This is a genomic window from Desulfovibrio legallii, assembly GCF_900102485.1.
Classification (GTDB): domain Bacteria; phylum Desulfobacterota; class Desulfovibrionia; order Desulfovibrionales; family Desulfovibrionaceae; genus Desulfovibrio; species Desulfovibrio legallii_A.
In genome coordinates this window covers 41,471-57,187 of the sequence record NZ_FNBX01000018.1, presented here as the reverse complement: position 1 = coordinate 57,187, position 15,717 = coordinate 41,471, and the positions used below count along the sequence as shown (strand labels likewise).

Annotated in this window: 13 protein-coding genes and 1 pseudogene; 5 read left to right on the top strand and 9 right to left on the bottom strand. The window is 65.1% G+C overall.

The genetic code is table 11. The features are described from left to right. A partial coding sequence (locus tag BLS55_RS10145) for a transposase (RefSeq protein ID WP_180365449.1) occupies nt 1-193 on the top strand: 193 nt, incomplete at its 5' end. A 196-nt stretch (nt 194-389) separates the two neighbouring features. Here the strand turns inward: BLS55_RS10145 and BLS55_RS10140 are convergent. From BLS55_RS10140 to rfbB, 9 genes and pseudogenes are all read right to left on the bottom strand, one after another. Next, a pseudogene (locus tag BLS55_RS10140) lies at nt 390-740 on the bottom strand (polysaccharide biosynthesis protein); the annotation flags it as partial. A 62-nt stretch (nt 741-802) separates the two neighbouring features. Next, nucleotides 803-2,623, bottom strand: a complete 1,821-nt coding sequence (locus BLS55_RS10135) for an ABC transporter ATP-binding protein (protein WP_092154861.1) — start codon at nt 2,621-2,623, stop codon at nt 803-805. Further along, on the bottom strand, nt 2,617-3,561 hold the full coding sequence (locus tag BLS55_RS10130; RefSeq protein ID WP_092154859.1) for a GDP-L-fucose synthase family protein: 945 nt from the start codon (nt 3,559-3,561) through the stop codon (nt 2,617-2,619). Before BLS55_RS10130 ends, BLS55_RS10135 begins: the two co-directional genes overlap by 7 nt. 4 nt (nt 3,562-3,565) lie before the next feature. Further along, nucleotides 3,566-4,714: a GDP-mannose 4,6-dehydratase gene (gene gmd / locus BLS55_RS10125; protein WP_092154857.1), complete on the bottom strand. Its 1,149-nt coding sequence runs from the start codon at nt 4,712-4,714 to the stop codon at nt 3,566-3,568. A 139-nt stretch (nt 4,715-4,853) separates the two neighbouring features. Then, nucleotides 4,854-6,284 (bottom strand): mannose-1-phosphate guanylyltransferase/mannose-6-phosphate isomerase, encoded by a 1,431-nt coding sequence (locus BLS55_RS10120; RefSeq protein WP_092154855.1) that lies wholly within the window; start codon nt 6,282-6,284, stop codon nt 4,854-4,856. A gap of 164 nt (nt 6,285-6,448) precedes the next feature. Continuing rightward, the gene (locus BLS55_RS10115) at nt 6,449-7,864 is read right to left on the bottom strand and encodes a phosphohexomutase domain-containing protein (RefSeq protein ID WP_092154853.1); all 1,416 of its coding nucleotides are present in this window, start codon (nt 7,862-7,864) and stop codon (nt 6,449-6,451) included. 143 nt (nt 7,865-8,007) lie between these two features. After that, nucleotides 8,008-8,541 carry a dTDP-4-dehydrorhamnose 3,5-epimerase gene (gene rfbC, locus BLS55_RS10110; protein ID WP_092154851.1) on the bottom strand — a complete coding sequence of 178 codons (534 nt, stop codon included), beginning with the start codon at nt 8,539-8,541 and terminating at the stop codon, nt 8,008-8,010. After that, complete coding sequence (gene rfbA / locus BLS55_RS10105; protein ID WP_092154849.1) at nt 8,532-9,425, bottom strand: glucose-1-phosphate thymidylyltransferase RfbA; 894 nt, start codon at nt 9,423-9,425, stop codon at nt 8,532-8,534. Before rfbA ends, rfbC begins: the two co-directional genes overlap by 10 nt. Next, nucleotides 9,422-10,552 carry a dTDP-glucose 4,6-dehydratase gene (gene rfbB / locus BLS55_RS10100; protein ID WP_092154847.1) on the bottom strand — a complete coding sequence of 377 codons (1,131 nt, stop codon included), beginning with the start codon at nt 10,550-10,552 and terminating at the stop codon, nt 9,422-9,424. The genes rfbA and rfbB overlap by 4 nt, the downstream gene beginning before the upstream one ends. 569 nt (nt 10,553-11,121) lie before the next feature. Here rfbB and BLS55_RS12340 point away from each other — a divergent pair. From BLS55_RS12340 to BLS55_RS10080, 4 genes are read left to right on the top strand one after another with little or no spacing between them, the layout of a single operon-like run. Beyond that, a complete protein-coding gene (locus BLS55_RS12340; RefSeq protein WP_257243214.1) occupies nt 11,122-11,925 on the top strand; it encodes an efflux RND transporter periplasmic adaptor subunit in 804 nt (267 codons plus the stop codon). Further along, nucleotides 11,865-12,365, top strand: coding sequence for an efflux RND transporter periplasmic adaptor subunit (locus tag BLS55_RS12335; RefSeq protein ID WP_257243213.1), 501 nt, complete (start codon nt 11,865-11,867; stop codon nt 12,363-12,365). Before BLS55_RS12340 ends, BLS55_RS12335 begins: the two co-directional genes overlap by 61 nt. Then, nucleotides 12,365-14,296, top strand: a complete 1,932-nt coding sequence (locus BLS55_RS10085) for a MacB family efflux pump subunit (protein ID WP_092154843.1) — start codon at nt 12,365-12,367, stop codon at nt 14,294-14,296. Before BLS55_RS12335 ends, BLS55_RS10085 begins: the two co-directional genes overlap by 1 nt. Next, nucleotides 14,293-15,717 (top strand): TolC family protein, encoded by a 1,425-nt coding sequence (locus BLS55_RS10080; RefSeq protein ID WP_092154841.1) that lies wholly within the window; start codon nt 14,293-14,295, stop codon nt 15,715-15,717. Before BLS55_RS10085 ends, BLS55_RS10080 begins: the two co-directional genes overlap by 4 nt.

Below are 15,717 nucleotides of genomic sequence, written 5' to 3'. Positions count from 1 at the left end.
CTGGCGGCATATTCGGACAAATAACCCGCTCGAAAGGCTGAATCGTGAAATTCGGCGGCGAACGCGGGTGGTGGGGAGCTTTCCCGATGGGCACGCGGCCTTAATGCTGGTAGCGGCCCGGCTGCGCTATATGGCGGGCCAGAAATGGGGCACACAGCGGTATCTGTGCATGTCCAGGGAGGAAGCAGAATAGCGTCGGCGCTGTCACGGCCCTTGCAGCCGCGGCATCTTTGAATGTACCGCTCGCAAGGCCCGCGCCAGCGCCTTAAGGCAGACCCAAAAATCCTGACCACGCGGGCCGCTACGAAATGTGCGAAAAATTCTGGACACTACCCAATATTTAATGAAAACAATAATCATTGGCCGATGAGGTGGCTATGAGTTCAATTGTCGGTCGCCACATTGACGATATTCTCCGCCCCGCCGATATTGGTGCGAATGCATTCTGTGGGGTTATATTCCGCCGCGGGCACCTGCTTAAGGGCGGCGGCATGGATGACGTAATTCACGCCGCGAAAGGCGCGGTAGAGACGTTCCTTGTCACGGACATCGCCGATGAAGTAACGCATGCAAGGATATTGCTCGGAGGGGAATATCTGCTGCATTTCGAATTGTTTTAGTTCATCACGGGAAAAAATAATAAGCCGCTTCGGTCTATACGCGTGAAGCAGCACGTCTACGCATTTTTTCCCGAAAGAGCCTGTGCCGCCAGTGATGAGGATCGTTTTGTCTGTGAACATTGTCGTTATGATTAAATATTATTTTATAAATGTTTTTAATTACGGATCGGCAGCTCACCAATTTATTTGATTTTTTTTAAATCCAGATATGCCGCATATGCCGGTAGGACTGCTGCCGACGTCCCTTCCATGCGTACCGCGCCACCGTCTATCCAGTACACATAATCGCAGGCTTCCACCGTACTCAACCTGTGGGCCACTACCACCAGGGTCATGCGTTCGCGCAGGCTGTTGATGGTCTGTTGGATAGCCTGTTCCGCCGCGCCGTCCAGGGCGCTGGTGGCCTCGTCAAACAGGATGAACTGCGGATCGTTGTACAGCGCGCGGGCAATGGCTACACGCTGCACTTGCCCGCCGGAAAGGCGCACGCCGCGTTCGCCTATGACGGTGTCAATATTTTGGTCCAAATCATCCACAAAGTCCATAGCCGCCATGCGGCAGCACTGGCGCACCCGTTCGCGGTCCACAGTGGAACCCCAATGGCTGAAGGCCACGTTCTCCGCAATGCTGGCATTGAGCAGAAAGGGCGACTGGGGCACATAGCCGATGCGGCGGATCCAGCCCTCGCGCAGGGCCACATCCATGGGGCGGCCGTCCACCAGCATCCGACCGGCCGTAGGTGGGAAAAGGCCGGTCAGCAGGCCCACGATGGTGCTTTTGCCCGCGCCGGAAGGGCCCACAAAGCCCACCATGCTTCCGCGCGGAATGCGGATTTGTAAGTGGCGCAGGGCATCGGGCTTGCCCTCTGCAGTGTTGGGGTAGCGGAAGGAGACGTCCTCCAGGCGCAGTGCTTCCTGCAAGGGGCACTCCTGCGCCGTAGCAGTATCCGTGCGCGGCAGGTCGGCCACTTCGTCCAGTTTGCGCAGCACGGGTTCGATCTGCGGGATCTGCTGCTGCATAATGAGCAGTTGTTGCACCAGCTTGTTCATGGTGGGCAGCAGGCGCCAGGCTACGGCGGCCAGCAGGGTGAGGGTGCCCACAGTGCGGGCCACGCCGACGTTTTGCCAGTACAGCAGAACGACTGCCCCCAGCAGCAGCGCCATGCCCACCCATTCCAGCGTCCAGGAGGGCAGGGGGTGGCAGAGAGGCAGAAGCGCCTGGGCGTGCGCTACCCGTCCTTCGTGTTGCAAATAGCGGGCTTCAAAGGCGGCCTGCTGGCGGTAGATCATTAGTTCGCGCACGCCATACAGGGCCGTATGTGTAATGCGCCCAGAATCACGTTGTGCAACGGTTAATTCTCTACTGTATTTGTTGACCAGTTTGCGGCTCAGGCGAAACATGACAAAGGCGCACAGGCCGGTGCCCGCAAGTACTACTGTGCCCGCCAAGGGCGTCACCACAAGGACAACGGCCAGTAACAGGGCAGCCACTGCCACTTGCGCCAGTGCCTGTACAACGGCAAAATAATACATTCCGATGCTGTTGCGCCAGCCGAGAGCCGTGGATAGGTCACTGACCCTTTGCTCCACATGCCAGAGGTAGGGCGCGTGCACAAAGCCGTGGAACAGCCGTCGGCCCATCTCCAGGTTGACGGCCTGGCTGAAGCTGGCCTGCCGCCAGGTGAGCAGGGCCAGGGCCAGGGATTTGCAGAGTACGGCTCCGCACAGGCCTGTCAACAGGACAATCAACAAAAGGCGCGGGTCTTCGGTCACCGGGCGCAAGGGCGGCCACAAAGCCACCAGCCTGTGCATAATGCCGGACTGGGCAATGGTCTGCGGCGAGGCCAGCACCACGCCCAGCAGGGACACGGCGGCGGTAAGCACAAATTCGGTCAAAGCCACGACGGTGGAAAGGCTCATGACCCGCCAGAAGCGCCGTTGCAGATCCCTGCTCAGGCGGGTGTAGATGGCGCGAAATACTTTGCCGATCTGCGGATTCAGCATGCGGCCCCCGCCCCATTACGGGCGCAAAAATCCCCATACGCCGCGCGCAGGCCTTCCTCCAGCCCCACGCGGGGCCGCCAGCCCATGGCGAAGAGCTTGCCGCAATCCAGAAGTTTGCGCGGCGTGCCGTCGGGCTTGGAGGGATCCGTAACAATGCTGCCTTGATAGCCCACCACCTGGGCCACGCGGCGGGCCAGATCCAGAATGGTGCATTCTTTCTGGCAGCCCACGTTCACCTGCTCGAAATCCGAGTAGTTTTCCAGCAGAAACACGCAGGCTTCGGCCATGTCGTCCACATACAAAAATTCGCGCAGGGGCGTGCCCGTGCCCCAGATGGCCACCGCCGCCGCGCCGGCCGCCTTGGCCTCGTGAAAGCGGCGGATGAGCGCCGGGACCACATGGCTGTTCTCCGGATGGTAGTTGTCGCCTGGGCCGTAGAGATTGGTGGGCATGGCGCTGATGGCGTCAAAGCCGTACTGCCTGCGGTAGGCCTGGCACATCTTGATGCCCGCGATTTTGGCCAGGGCGTAGGCGTCATTGGTGGGCTCCAGCGGGCCGGTAAGCAGATACTCTTCCTTGATGGGCTGCGGGCAGAGCTTGGGATAGATGCAGGAGGAGCCCAGAAAAAGCAGTTTTTGGCAGCCGTTGCGCCAGGCGCTGTGGATGACGTTGTTCTGGATTTGCAGATTCTGGTGGATGAACTCCGCCGGATAGGCGGCGTTGGCCTTGATGCCGCCCACCTTGGCGGCGGCCAGGATGACCACGTCCGGTCGCTGGGCCGCAAAGAAGGCCGCCACGGCCGCCTGGTCGCAGAGGTCCAGCTCCGCATGGGTGCGGGTGAGCAGACGCGCGTAACCCGCGCGGTTCAGGGCGCGGCACAGGGCGCTGCCCACCAGGCCGCGGTGCCCGGCTACATAGATGCGAGCGTTTTTATCCACCGCGCTACTCATTGTGGCTGAAGGTTCTGAAGCCCGCCACCCGGCAGAGGGCGTCGCGCATGCTTAAGCTCAGGTCTTCGCGGGCCATTTCCGCCACCATGTCCTCAAAGCTGGTTCTGGGCTCCCAGCCCAGCTTCTGCTTGGCCTTGGCCGGATCACCCAGCAGGGTTTCCACCTCTGTGGGGCGGAAGTAGCGCGGGTCCACCCGCACGATGACGTCGCCGGGTTTGAGGCGGCATTCCAGGCCCTGGCGGTCGCCGGCGGCCCGGCGCAGACGATCCTGATCCACAGCGGCCAGCGTGCCCGTTTCCTCCACGCCCGCGCCCTGCCAGGTCAGGCTGAGGCCCATTTCCGCCGCCGCCGCGTTGACGAAATCCCGCACCGAAAACTGCCGCCCCGTGGCGATGACAAAATCCTCCGGCGCGTCCTGCTGCAGCATAAGCCACTGCATTTCCACATAGTCGCGGGCGTGGCCCCAATCTCGCTTGGCGTTGAGGTTGCCCAGGTAGCAGCAATCCTGCAGCCCCAGAACCATGCGGGCCAGGGCGCGGGTGATCTTGCGGGTGACGAAGGTCTCGCCCCGGATGGGAGACTCGTGGTTGAACAGGATGCCGTTGCAGGCGTACAGGCCGTAGGCCTCGCGGTAGTTGACCGTGATCCAGTAGGCGTAGAGCTTGGCGCAGGCGTAAGGCGAGCGCGGATAGAACGGCGTCTTTTCCGTCTGCGGCACCTCCTGCACCAGGCCGAACAGCTCGGAAGTGGAGGCCTGATAGAACCGCGTGGTCTCCGTGAGCCCGGCGATGCGGATGGCCTCCAGCAGGCGCAGCGCGCCCAGGGCGTCCACGTCCGCCGTGTATTCCGGCGATTCAAAGGAGACCTGCACGTGGCTCTGGGCGGCCAGGTTGTAAACCTCGTCGGGCCGCACTTCCTGCATGATGCGAACCAAGTTGCTGGAGTCGCTCAGATCCCCGTAGTGCAGGATAAAGCGGCGCTCCTGGGCGTGCGGATCCTGATAGAGGTGGTCGATGCGATCCGTATTGAAGAGCGAGGCCCGGCGCTTGATGCCGTGCACCTCATAGCCCTTGTGCAACAGAAATTCCGCGAGGTAGGCCCCGTCCTGGCCGGTGATGCCGGTGATCAGCGCTTTTTTCATGATGTCAGGCACATATCCTTTGCTGCGCGGGGCGTGACGCTCCCCGCAGAGAAGCTGGTCTGCAACAAAATCGTAATAGAATATCCTGAGTCCGTGTTCTTGTCCACCGCACTGCACGCCGTGAAGCGGGCGGAAGGCGTCATGGCCGCGGACGTTTGTCCTCGCGGCCGTAGACGTCCGCAAAGCGCACAATGTCGTCCTCACCCAGATAGGAGCCGGACTGGATCTCAATGAGCACCAAGGGGATGACGCCGGGGTTTTTGAGCCGGTGCCGGGTTCCCACAGGAATATAGGTAGACTGGTTTTCCGTGTAAAGGCGCACCTCCGCGCCGTTGGTGACCTCGGCCGTGCCGCTGACCACCACCCAGTGTTCGGCGCGGTGGTGGTGCATCTGTAAGGAGAGCTCCGCGCCGGGATTGACCACAATGCGCTTGACCTGAAAACGCCCGCCCAGGGCAAGGGTCTCGTAGCTGCCCCAGGGCCGGTAGACCAGCGGATGCTGGCGGCATTCCGGCCGCCCGGCGCGCTGCAGACGGCCCACGATTTTTTTGACGTTCTGCGCTTGCTCCCGCGGGGCCACCAGCACGGCGTCCCGCGTTTCCACCACCACCAGATCGCGCACGCCCATAACGGCCAGCAGCCGGTGGGTGGCGTTGCAGTAGCAGTCTGCGGCGTCTTCCAGCAGTACGTCCCCGGCGCAGACGTTGCCCGCCGCATCGGCGGCCCCGGCCTGATAAAAGGCCTCCCAGGAGCCCAGGTCGCTCCAGCCCGTGGCCAGCGGCGTCACGGCCGCCAGCGTGGTGTGCTCCATGACGGCGTAGTCAATGGAGTCGGCGGGCGCGGCCAGAAAGGCGTCCTTGTCCGGCCGGCAGAATACGCCGTCGTTTGTGTGCCCTTCCCAGGCGGCGCGGCAGGCCGCGGCCATCTCCGGCGCGCAGCGCGCCAGCTCCTGCAGATAGACGGAGGCCCGCAGCAGGAACATGCCGCTGTTCCACAGGTAGCCGCCCTGGGCCAGCATGGCCGCGGCCGTAGCCTGGTCGGGCTTTTCCGCAAAGCGGGCCACGGCAAAACCGTCCTCGCCCAGCGGCGCGCCCTGTTCGATGTAGCCGAAACCCGTCTCCGGGGCCGTGGGCGCAATGCCGAAGGTGACGATGCGCCCTTGCGCGGCCAGACGCGCGGCGCGCGCCACGCCTGCCGCGAAGACGTTCGCGTCCGCAATGGCGTGGTCTGAGGGCAGCACCAGCATGCAGGGATCCGCGCCTGCGGCGGTCAGGGCCAGGGCCGCCAGAGCGATGGCGGGGGCCGTGTTGCGCGGGGCGGGCTCCAGCAGCACCGTGCCGCTGACGCCGCACTGGTAGAGGGCGGCGGTCACATAGAAGCGGTGTTCTTCATTGCAGACGATAACGGGCGCGGCGTCCGGGGCCACAGCGGCGGCGCGGGCCACCGTATCTTTGAACAAGGTGCGCCCTTCGCCCAGGTCCACAAACTGCTTGGGGTAGGCCTCGCGCGAAAGCGGCCAGAGCCGCGTGCCGCTGCCGCCGCAGAGAATGACGGGAACAATGTCCGGCATGGATGCCTCGCAGTTACGCCGTGTTGGAAAGTATCGTATGGCACAGGCCATATCCGGGGAGAGTATAGCCCGCCTGCCGTCCTGAAACAAGGCCGCTGTCCGGCGGGCGGTATGCGGCTGCAGCCGCGCTCCAGCTGTATAAGCGCCTGCGCGTCCGCCCGCCCCTACGCCCCCGCAGCTCCGCCTGCGTCCAGAAACCGCAGCAACTCGCCGGTTTTGTCTTCCAGCAGGGCGCGGTCGCCGCGCGTTTCCACATTCAGGCGCAGCAGGGGTTCGGTATTGGACATGCGCAGGTTGAAGCGCCAGTCTGCAAATTCCAGATTCACGCCGTCCACGCTGTCCTCGTGGAGCGCGCCGGGCGCGTAGCGCTCCCGCACCTGTCGCATCAGGGCCGGGGCGTCCATCACGCGGCGGTTGATTTCGCCGCTGCAGGGGTAGCGGGTCATGCGCTCGGCCACCAGCTCGGCCAGGGGGCGGCCCGTGCGCCGCAAAAGCCCCAGCACCAGCAGCCAGGGCAGCATGCCCGAATCGCAGTAGGCAAAATCCCGAAAATAGTGGTGGGCGCTCATTTCGCCGCCGTAAACCGCGTCTTCGGCGCGCAGGCGCTCCTTCATGAAGGCGTGCCCTGTCTTGCCCATAATGGGCGTGCCCCCGGCGGCCAGGACCACCTCGCGGGTGTTCCAGTAGACCCGCGTGTCGTGCACCACCTTGCCGCCGGGAAAGCGGCGCAGCAGCTCCCCGGCCAGCAGGCCCACGCAGTAATAGCCCTCGATGAAGTTGCCTTCGCCGTCGTAGAAGAAGCAGCGGTCAAAGTCGCCATCCCAGGCCAGGCCCAGGTCGGCCCCGGCCTCGCGCACGGCCGCGGCCGTGGCGGCCCGGCGTTCCGGCAGCAGAGGATTGGGCACCCCGTGGGGGAAGGCGCCGTCCGGCTCCATCTGACGGCAGACAAACCGGCAGGGCAGGGCGGCGGCCAGTTCCTGCAGAACCAGCCCGGCGCAGCCGTTGCCCGCGTCGGCCACGATGGCGAGCGGCCGCTCGGTCTGCGTCGCCCACTGCGCCGCGCCGCTGTAGTCCAGCAGCCAGCGCACATACTGTTCTCGATAGGAGGCGGCGGCCAGTTCCGGAGCCGGCTCCTTCGCTCCCTGGGCGGCCTCGTCCCGCGCGGCCTCGTTGGCCAGCAGTTGCGCCACGCGGTCGCGCAGGGCGTGCAGGCCGGAATCCCCGCTGACGGGCACGGCCCCGGCGCGCACGATTTTGAAGCCGTTTTCGTCCGCCGGGTTGTGGCTGCCGGTGATCATCACGCCTGCGTCATAAGGATGGTTGGCGGCGGCGTAGTAGATTTCTTCCGTGCCGCAGAGGCCCAGGTCCGTCGCCTGCGCTCCGGCTTCGCGCAGGCCCGCGGCCAGGGCGTCGCGCAGCAAGGGGCCGGAGAGCCGGGCGTCCCGCCCCAGCACAACCCGACGCGCGTTGAGCACTTCGGCCACAGCGCGGCCCAGGGCGCGGGCCAGGGGAGCGTTGAGCGCGTCCGGCACGCGGCCGCGGATGTCGTAGGCCTTGAAACAGGAAAGATCGATATTCATGACAACACCTTATACGAATGGCACGCGCTTGTCCGGAGCGGGCGCCCGCTGTGGAGGCGTAAGCGCAAGTTATTTGCGCTGGTAAGCGCAAAAACGCGCGTGCCGTAAACTTTGAGAATGCATATTCTCAAAGTTAGTCTGCTCTAAAGGCTGGCCTCGCTCCAGCACGGGGCTGCCGCATCCTTGGCGGAAAGTTTGGGATGTTCCAGCGGCCAGCGCACGTTGAAGGTGGGGTCGTTCCAGCGGATGGCCCCTTCGTCCTGCGGGCAGTAGTAGTCTGTGCACTTGTAATGGAAGTGGGCTGTTTTACTGGTGACGGCAAAGCCGTGGGCCAGGCCCGGCGCGATCCAGAGCTGCCACTGGTTTTCCTGGGTCAGTTCCACGCCGTACCACTGGCCGAAGGTGGGGGAATTGTGCCGGATGTCCACGGCCACGTCAAAGACCTTGCCCAGGGAAACGGAGACCAGCTTGCCCTGGGGCCGGGTTTTCTGAAAGTGCAGGCCGCGCAGGATGCCGTAGGCGGACATGGAGTGGTTGTCCTGCACAAAGGGCAGGTCCATGCCCGCCGCCGCATAGCGCTCCTGCTGCCAGGTTTCCACAAAATAGCCCCGGGCGTCGCCCCAGACCTTGGGCTTGATGAGCAGCACGCCCGCAATGGGCGTGGCGACTACTTCCATGCTTGTCCTCCCGTGTCCACCAGTTCCAGCAGATACTGGCCGTAGCCCGTTTTGAGCATGGGCCGGGCCAGTTCCCGCACCTGATCGGCGGTGATGTAGCCCCGCCGCCAGGCGATTTCCTCCAGGCAGGCCACCTTGAGGCCTTGCCGGCTTTCCACGGCCTGCACAAAGGCCCCGGCGTCCATAAGCGAATCGTGGGTGCCCGTGTCCAGCCAGGCGATGCCCCGGCCCATGAGCTCCACATGCAGGTCGCCGCGCTCCAGATAGGCGTTGTTCACGTCTGTGATTTCCAGCTCGCCCCGGGCCGAGGGCCGCACCCGCCGGGCGATGTCCAGCACGTCCTGGTCATAAAAATAGAGGCCCGTGACCGCGAAGTTGGATTTGGGGGTCCGGGGCTTTTCTTCAATGCTCAGCACGCGGCGCTGGGCGTCGAATTCCACCACGCCGTAGCGCTGCGGGTCGCGCACATGGTAGGCAAAAACCGTGGCCCCGCGCTGCCGCGTCATGGCCTCGTGGGTCAGGTCCGGCAGGCCGTGGCCGAAAAAAACGTTGTCCCCCAGGATGAGGCAGGTGTTGTGCCCGGCGATGTGGTCCTCCGTCAGCAGAAAGGCCTGGGCCAGGCCTTCGGGCCGGGGCTGCGCCACATAGCGGAGGCGGCAGCCCCACTGGGAGCCGTCGCGGAGCAGGGCCCGGTAGAGGGGCAGGTGCTCCGGCGTGGAGATGAGGCAGATGTCCCGGATGCCCGCCATCATGAGGGTGGCCAGCGGGTAGTAGATCATGGGCTTGTCATAGATGGGCATGAGCTGCTTGCTCACGCTCAGGGTCAGCGGATAGAGCCGCGAGCCGGATCCGCCCGCCAGGACAATGCCTTTCCAGTCGGTCATGCCGCGCCCCCTTGGGGAGCGTCTTCCGGGGGCGCGCTTGCGGCGGCCATGCTCCGGCCGTCGTAGTTGGCGGCCAGCCACTGGCGGTAGGCCCCGCTCTGGACATGCTCCACCCAGGCGGGGTTTTCCAGATACCAGCGCACCGTGGCCCGCAGACCGGAGGTGAAGTCGTGCGCCGGTTTCCAGCCCAGTTCACGCTCGATCTTGGCGCAGTTCATGGCGTAGCGGAAGTCGTGCCCCGGCCGGTCAGTCACAAAGCGGATCAGCTTCGCGTGGGGCTGCGTTGCGGGAGCCAGCTCGTCCAGCAGGACGCAGAGGGTTTGCACCACGTCCAGGTTGCTGCGCTCGGCCCGGCCGCCGATGTTGTAGCTCGCGCCTGGGCGTGCGGCTTCCAGCACCCGCAGGATGGCCGTGCAGTGGTCTTCCACGTGCAGCCAGTCGCGGATGTTGGCCCCCCGGCCATAGACGGGCAGCGGGCGGCCCGCCAGGCCGTTGCAGGCCATGAGCGGAATGAGCTTTTCCGGAAACTGGCGCGGCCCGTAGTTGTTGGAGCAGTTGGTCAGCAGGACGGGCAGGCCGTAGGTTTCGTGAAAGGCCCGGACCAGATGGTCGCTGGCGGCCTTGGAGGCGGCATAGGGGCTGTTGGGGCTGTAGGGCGTGGCTTCCGTAAAGGGCGGGTCGTCGGGCTGCAGCGCGCCGAAGACCTCGTCCGTGGAAACGTGCAGAAAGCGGAAGGTCCGCTGCCGGGGCGCGTCCAGGCCGCGCCACCAGTCCTTGACTGTCCGCAGCAGGGCGGCCGTGCCCAGCGCGTTGGTGCGCACAAAGGCCTCCGGGTCCACGATGGAGCGGTCCACATGGCTTTCCGCCGCAAAGTTGAGCACGGCGTCGGGGGTGTAGGCGCGCAGCAGATAGTCCACCAGCTCGGCATTGCCGATGTCGCCGCGGACAAAAATGTGCTCCGGATCCTGGCGCAGGGCGGCCAGATTTTCCAGATTGCCAGCGTAGGTCAGCTTGTCCAGGTTGACCACCCGAAAACCGCGCTGCCGGGCCAGCAAAACCTGGCAGGATCCGATGAAGCCCGCGCCGCCGGTGATGAGCAGGGTGGGGCGGTCGGAAGGGAAAATCATGTGTGCGTCTCCGTTCCGGAATAGAGAATGCCGCCGAGACTCCAGACCCGGGCGCGTCAGTTGCGGCCGGGCAGGGGGAATGCCGGGGCTGGAAGTAAGGCCCCAGCATAGAACAAGCCAGCGGGTAAGGCAAGACGCGCCCGCTGTCCTGCGGAAGGGGCAGGGGAAGGGGCATGTGGGCAGGCGGCCATGGGCGTCATATAAGGCTGGTCACGGCAGGCGGGCTGCGGTAAAAAGGTTTGCGCGGGGCGCACGGAGAGGCTGCCGGGCGTCAAGGGGGCGTCCCAGCCTTGCACAACGACGCGGCCTTTTTTGCAGCGAAAGTCGCAGACCTGGCCGCCGTCAGCCAGGGGCGTGGTGCGGCGCAACAGCAGCGTGGTCATGGCAAAACTTCCGAGGTCTGGAAGACCGCTCCGGGGCGGAAGATCAGTGCGGTGGAAAACGTTTTCCGCTGTTATTCCTACAGCTTGGGAGAGGAAAAAATTACGGCCCCTTTGTCGGGCTGTCAAGCGAGGAGGTCTTAACGCGGTCTTAACCGGGGGCGGCTTCTTCTGGTGTTGAGGTGGAGTATGACGGACTGGAAAACCTTGTTGCAAAAATACAAAAAACGCCTGGCCGCGGCGGCCCTGGCAGTCCTGATCCTGGCGGCGGCCTTCTGGTGGTGGGCGGGCCGGGGGAATGGAGCGCCCTTCTATCTTACCGAGCCGGCGGTTATCGGCGACATCAGCCACACCATCAGCGCCACGGGCGAGGTCAAGGCCGCACATCTGGTCACGGTGGGCGCGCAGGTCTCCGGGCAGATTACGAAACTGCACGTGACTGTGGGCCAGCAGGTGCTCAAGGGCGACCTGCTGGCGGAAATCAATTCCACCAAGCAAAAAAATCAGCTGGAGACGGACAAAGCCCTGCTGCAGTCCTACAAGGCGCAGCTGGAATCCAAAAAGATCAGCCTGCGGGTGGCCGAGCGCCAGTACCAGCGGGAGAAGAAGCTCCACGCCGGAGACGCAGCCTCGCGGGAGGACCTGGAAAACGCGGAAACGGCCCTGGCCCTGGCCAAGGCCGAGGTGGCCGCCCTGGAAGCCCAGGTGCGCGAAACCACCCTGGCCGTGGATACGGATACGGAAAATCTGGGCTACACCAGGATTACCGCCCCCCTGGACGGCACGGTGGTTTCCGTCCCTGTGGACGAAGACCAGACTGTCAACGCCGCGCAGACCACGCCCACCATCGTGCAGATCGCCGATCTCAACAAGATGGAGATCTGGCTGGAGATTTCCGAAGGGGACATCCCCTCGGTATCGCCGGCATGGAGATGTCCTACACCATTCTGGGCGAGCCGGACATGGCGCGCACGGCCGTCATCAACTCCATAGATCCCGGCCTGACCACGCTTTCCGACGGCAGCTATGAAACCAGTACCAGCGGCACTTCCGGTTCCAGCAGCTCGTCTTCCTCCTCCTCATCGGATACGGCCGTGTATTATTACGCCCGCGCCGCCGTGGACAACGGCGACGCTCACCTGCACATCGGCATGACGGCGCAGGCTTCCATCACCACGGCCACCCGCAAGGGCGTGACGCTGGTTCCCCTGCTGGCGGTGGAAAGCGCGCCCGGCGGCAGGCAGGTCCGCGTGCTTGAGGCGGACGGCGCAGTGCGGCCGCGGCCGGTGACCACAGGCTTGTCCGACGGCGTGCGGGTGGAGATCCGCTCCGGGCTGCGCGAGGGCGAAAAGGTAGTCTCCGGCGAGCTGACCCAGGCGCAGGTGGAGGCCAGCGAGCAGCGCCACGGCCCCGGCCCCGGAGGGCCGCACTGATGCCGCTTATCGCAGTGGAGCGCGTGTCCAAATGGTACGGCGTGGAGCCCAACCGTGTGCAGGTGCTGCATGAGGTGAGCTTTACCATTGAGCGGGGCGAGTTTGTCGCCATCATGGGGCCTTCCGGTTCCGGCAAATCCACGCTCATGAACCTGCTGGGCTGCCTGGATACGCCCGGCGCGGGCGTCTGCCGCATCAACGGGCAGGATACCGCCGCTCTGGACGCCGACGCGCTTTCAGATCTGCGCTGCGCGTACCTGGGGTTTGTGTTCCAGCGCTACAACCTGCTCAGCAGCTGCAGCGCGGTGGAAAACGTGGCCCTGCCCGCCGTGTACGCGGGCACGGGCAAGGCCGTCCGGCTGGCCAGGGCCGCCGCCCTGCTCCGGTCTCTGGGGCTGGAGGACCGGCTGCGCAGCCTGCCAGTGGAGCTTTCCGGCGGCCAGCAGCAGCGGGTGAGCATTGCCCGCGCCCTGATGAACGGCGGGGAGATCATCCTGGCGGACGAGCCCACAGGCGCGCTGGATTCAGTCAGCGGCAAGCAGGTCATGGATACGCTGGAGGCCCTTAACCGCAAGGGGCATACGGTCATCGTGGTCACCCACGACCCCACGGTGGCGGCCCGCGCCGCCAGGGTCATCCGCATCAGCGACGGCCGGCTGGCGGCGGACGAGCGCACGCGCCCGGCGGCGGACGCGGCTGCGCTGCCGCAGGCGGCCGCGGCCCCGGCCTGGGGGCGGCTGGAGCGGCTGCGCGAGGCCGCGCGCATGTCCGTTCAGGCCATCTGGGCGCACAAGCTGCGCTCCTGCCTGACCATGCTGGGCATTATCATCGGCATTGCGGCGGTGGTCTGCGTCATGGCGCTGGGCCGGGGCTCGCAGGAAAAAATTGTGGCCGACATCAGCGCCATGGGCACCAACACCATTGATATTTTTCCTGGCAAAGATTTCGGCGACCGGCACGCCGCCAAGGTGACCACCCTTACGGCGGCGGACGCCGCCGTGCTGGCCCGGCAGACCTACCTGGCCAGCAGCACGCCCAACGCTTCCGCCAGCGGCACGCTGACCTGGCGCAACATTTCGGTCACGGCCCAGCTCAACGGCGTGGGCGCGAGCTATTTTGACGTCAAGGGGCTGGAGCTGGCCTCAGGAAGGTTTTTTGACGCGGCGGACGTGCGGGCCAACGCATCCTGCGTGGTCATTGACGACAATACGCGCAAAAAGCTCTTTCCCCTCGGGGACGCCGCGGGCCAGGTGGTGCTGTTTAACAAGCGCCCCCTGCGCGTGGTGGGCGTGGTCAAAAAAAAGGACATGGGCTTCGGCCCTTCGGATACCCTGAACCTTTGGGCGCCGTACACCACGGTCATGTACCGGGTATCGGGCACGCACAGCATTTCTTCCATTACGGTCAAGGTGGCGGACGCGGTGCCGCCCCTGCTGGCCGAGCAGAACATCGTCCGCCTGCTCACGGCCCGGCACGGCAGCAAGGATTTTTTCACCTTTAATACCGACACCATCAAAAAGACAGTGGAGAGCGCCACCGGCACCATGACCCTGCTGGTCACGGGCATCGCCCTCATCGCCCTGGTGGTGGGGGGCATAGGCGTTATGAACATCATGCTGGTTTCCGTGACCGAGCGCACCAGAGAAATCGGGCTGCGCATGGCCGTGGGCGCGCGGCGGGGGCATATTATGGAGCAGTTTCTTATGGAGGCCATATTCATCTGCCTGGCGGGCAGTCTGGCGGGCATTTTGCTGGCTACGGCGGTAAGCGGCCTGGCGGACATGCTGGCCGTCGCCTTTCCCCTGCGCATTGCGGCGGATTCCATCGTGCTTTCCGTGGTCTGCTCTTCGCTTATCGGCACGGTGTTCGGCTTTGTGCCGGCCCGCAACGCCGCCCGGCTCAACCCCATTGAAGCGTTGGCGCGCGAATGAGCACGTTTTTCCGTTCCTCAGGCCTGCGGGCGTTTGCGGCCCTGGCGCTGGCCTTCCTTGTGCTGGGGGGCTGCGCCGGCAGGCGCTACGACAGCGCCGACCTTACCCGGGCTGTGGCGGCGGAGGCGGACGTGGCCGCCCGCTACGGCCTGGACAGAGCCTGGTGGCGCGCCTACGGCCTCGACGCTCTGAACAGAACTGTGGACCTGGCCCTGGAGCGCAACGCGGATCTGGCCAAGAGCGCCCTTACGGCCCAGAAGGCGCGCTACCAGGCGCGGCTGCGCGTCAGTGACCTCATTCCCGCCCTTGCCGCCGAGGGCACGGCAAGCTCCACCCGCAACCTGGGCGCGAAGGAAACGGCCCAGGGGCGGGATATGTATGAGGATTGGTCGGCCGAGGGCTCCCTGAGCTATGAGCTGGACCTCTGGCAGCGCCTGGCCGCCGCCCAGAACGCCGCCGCATGGGAATACAGGGCCACGCTGGAAGATCTGGCCGCCGCCCGGCTGACCCTGATCAACAGCGTGGTGGCGGCCTGGTGGCACATTGCCTACCTGGACCAGGCCATGCGGCTGGTGGAGGGCAACATTGCGGCGTATTCCCGCATCCTTGACATTGCCCGGCAGCGCTATGCGGGGGGCAAGGTAGCGGTGGTGGAGCCGCTGGAGGCGGAACAGGCCCTGCTCAACGCGCGCCACAGCCTTACAACCCTGCGCGCCCAGCGCGTTCAGGCCCTGCAGACCCTGCGCGACCTCTGCAACCTGCGTCCCGGCGAAGACCCGCCCCTGCCCGCCGGTCTGGACATCCTGGCCCTTGCCGGAGCGGAGGTTGACCTGGGCGTGCCCATTGCCGCCCTGGCCGCTCGGCCGGACATCCGTGCGGCGGAGGCCCGCGTGCAGTCCACCTTCAAGAGCGTGGCGGCGGATAAAGCCGCCTGGTACCCCAGGCTGAGCGTGGGCGGCAGCCTTACGGCCACGGCAGGCAGCTCCGGCGCCATGTTTGACACGCCCCTTTTACAGGGGCTGGTGAGCCTGAGCCTGCCGTTTCTGGACTGGAACACCCTGTGGTGGAACCTCAAAGTTTCGCAGAACGCCTTTGAAAGCGCCAAACTGGATCTGATCCAGAGCCTGACCACGGCCCTCAACGAAGTGGACGCGGCCTACGCCGCCTACCATCTGGCCGGGGAGGCCCTGGCCCAGCTGCAGACCGTGCACCAGCGCGACGTGCGCATTGCGGCCTATTATCAGACGCGGCACGCCGTGGGGCGGGCGGCGCTCAAAGACTATCTGGAAGCCCTGGCCACGGCCAACAGCTCGGCCCTTTCCGCCCTGGAGGCCCGCTACAGCCGGCTGACGTGGGAAAACGACGTCTACAAGGCCATGGGCGGGCGCTACGAACCTTTGCGCCAGCCGCAGGGGCAGTAA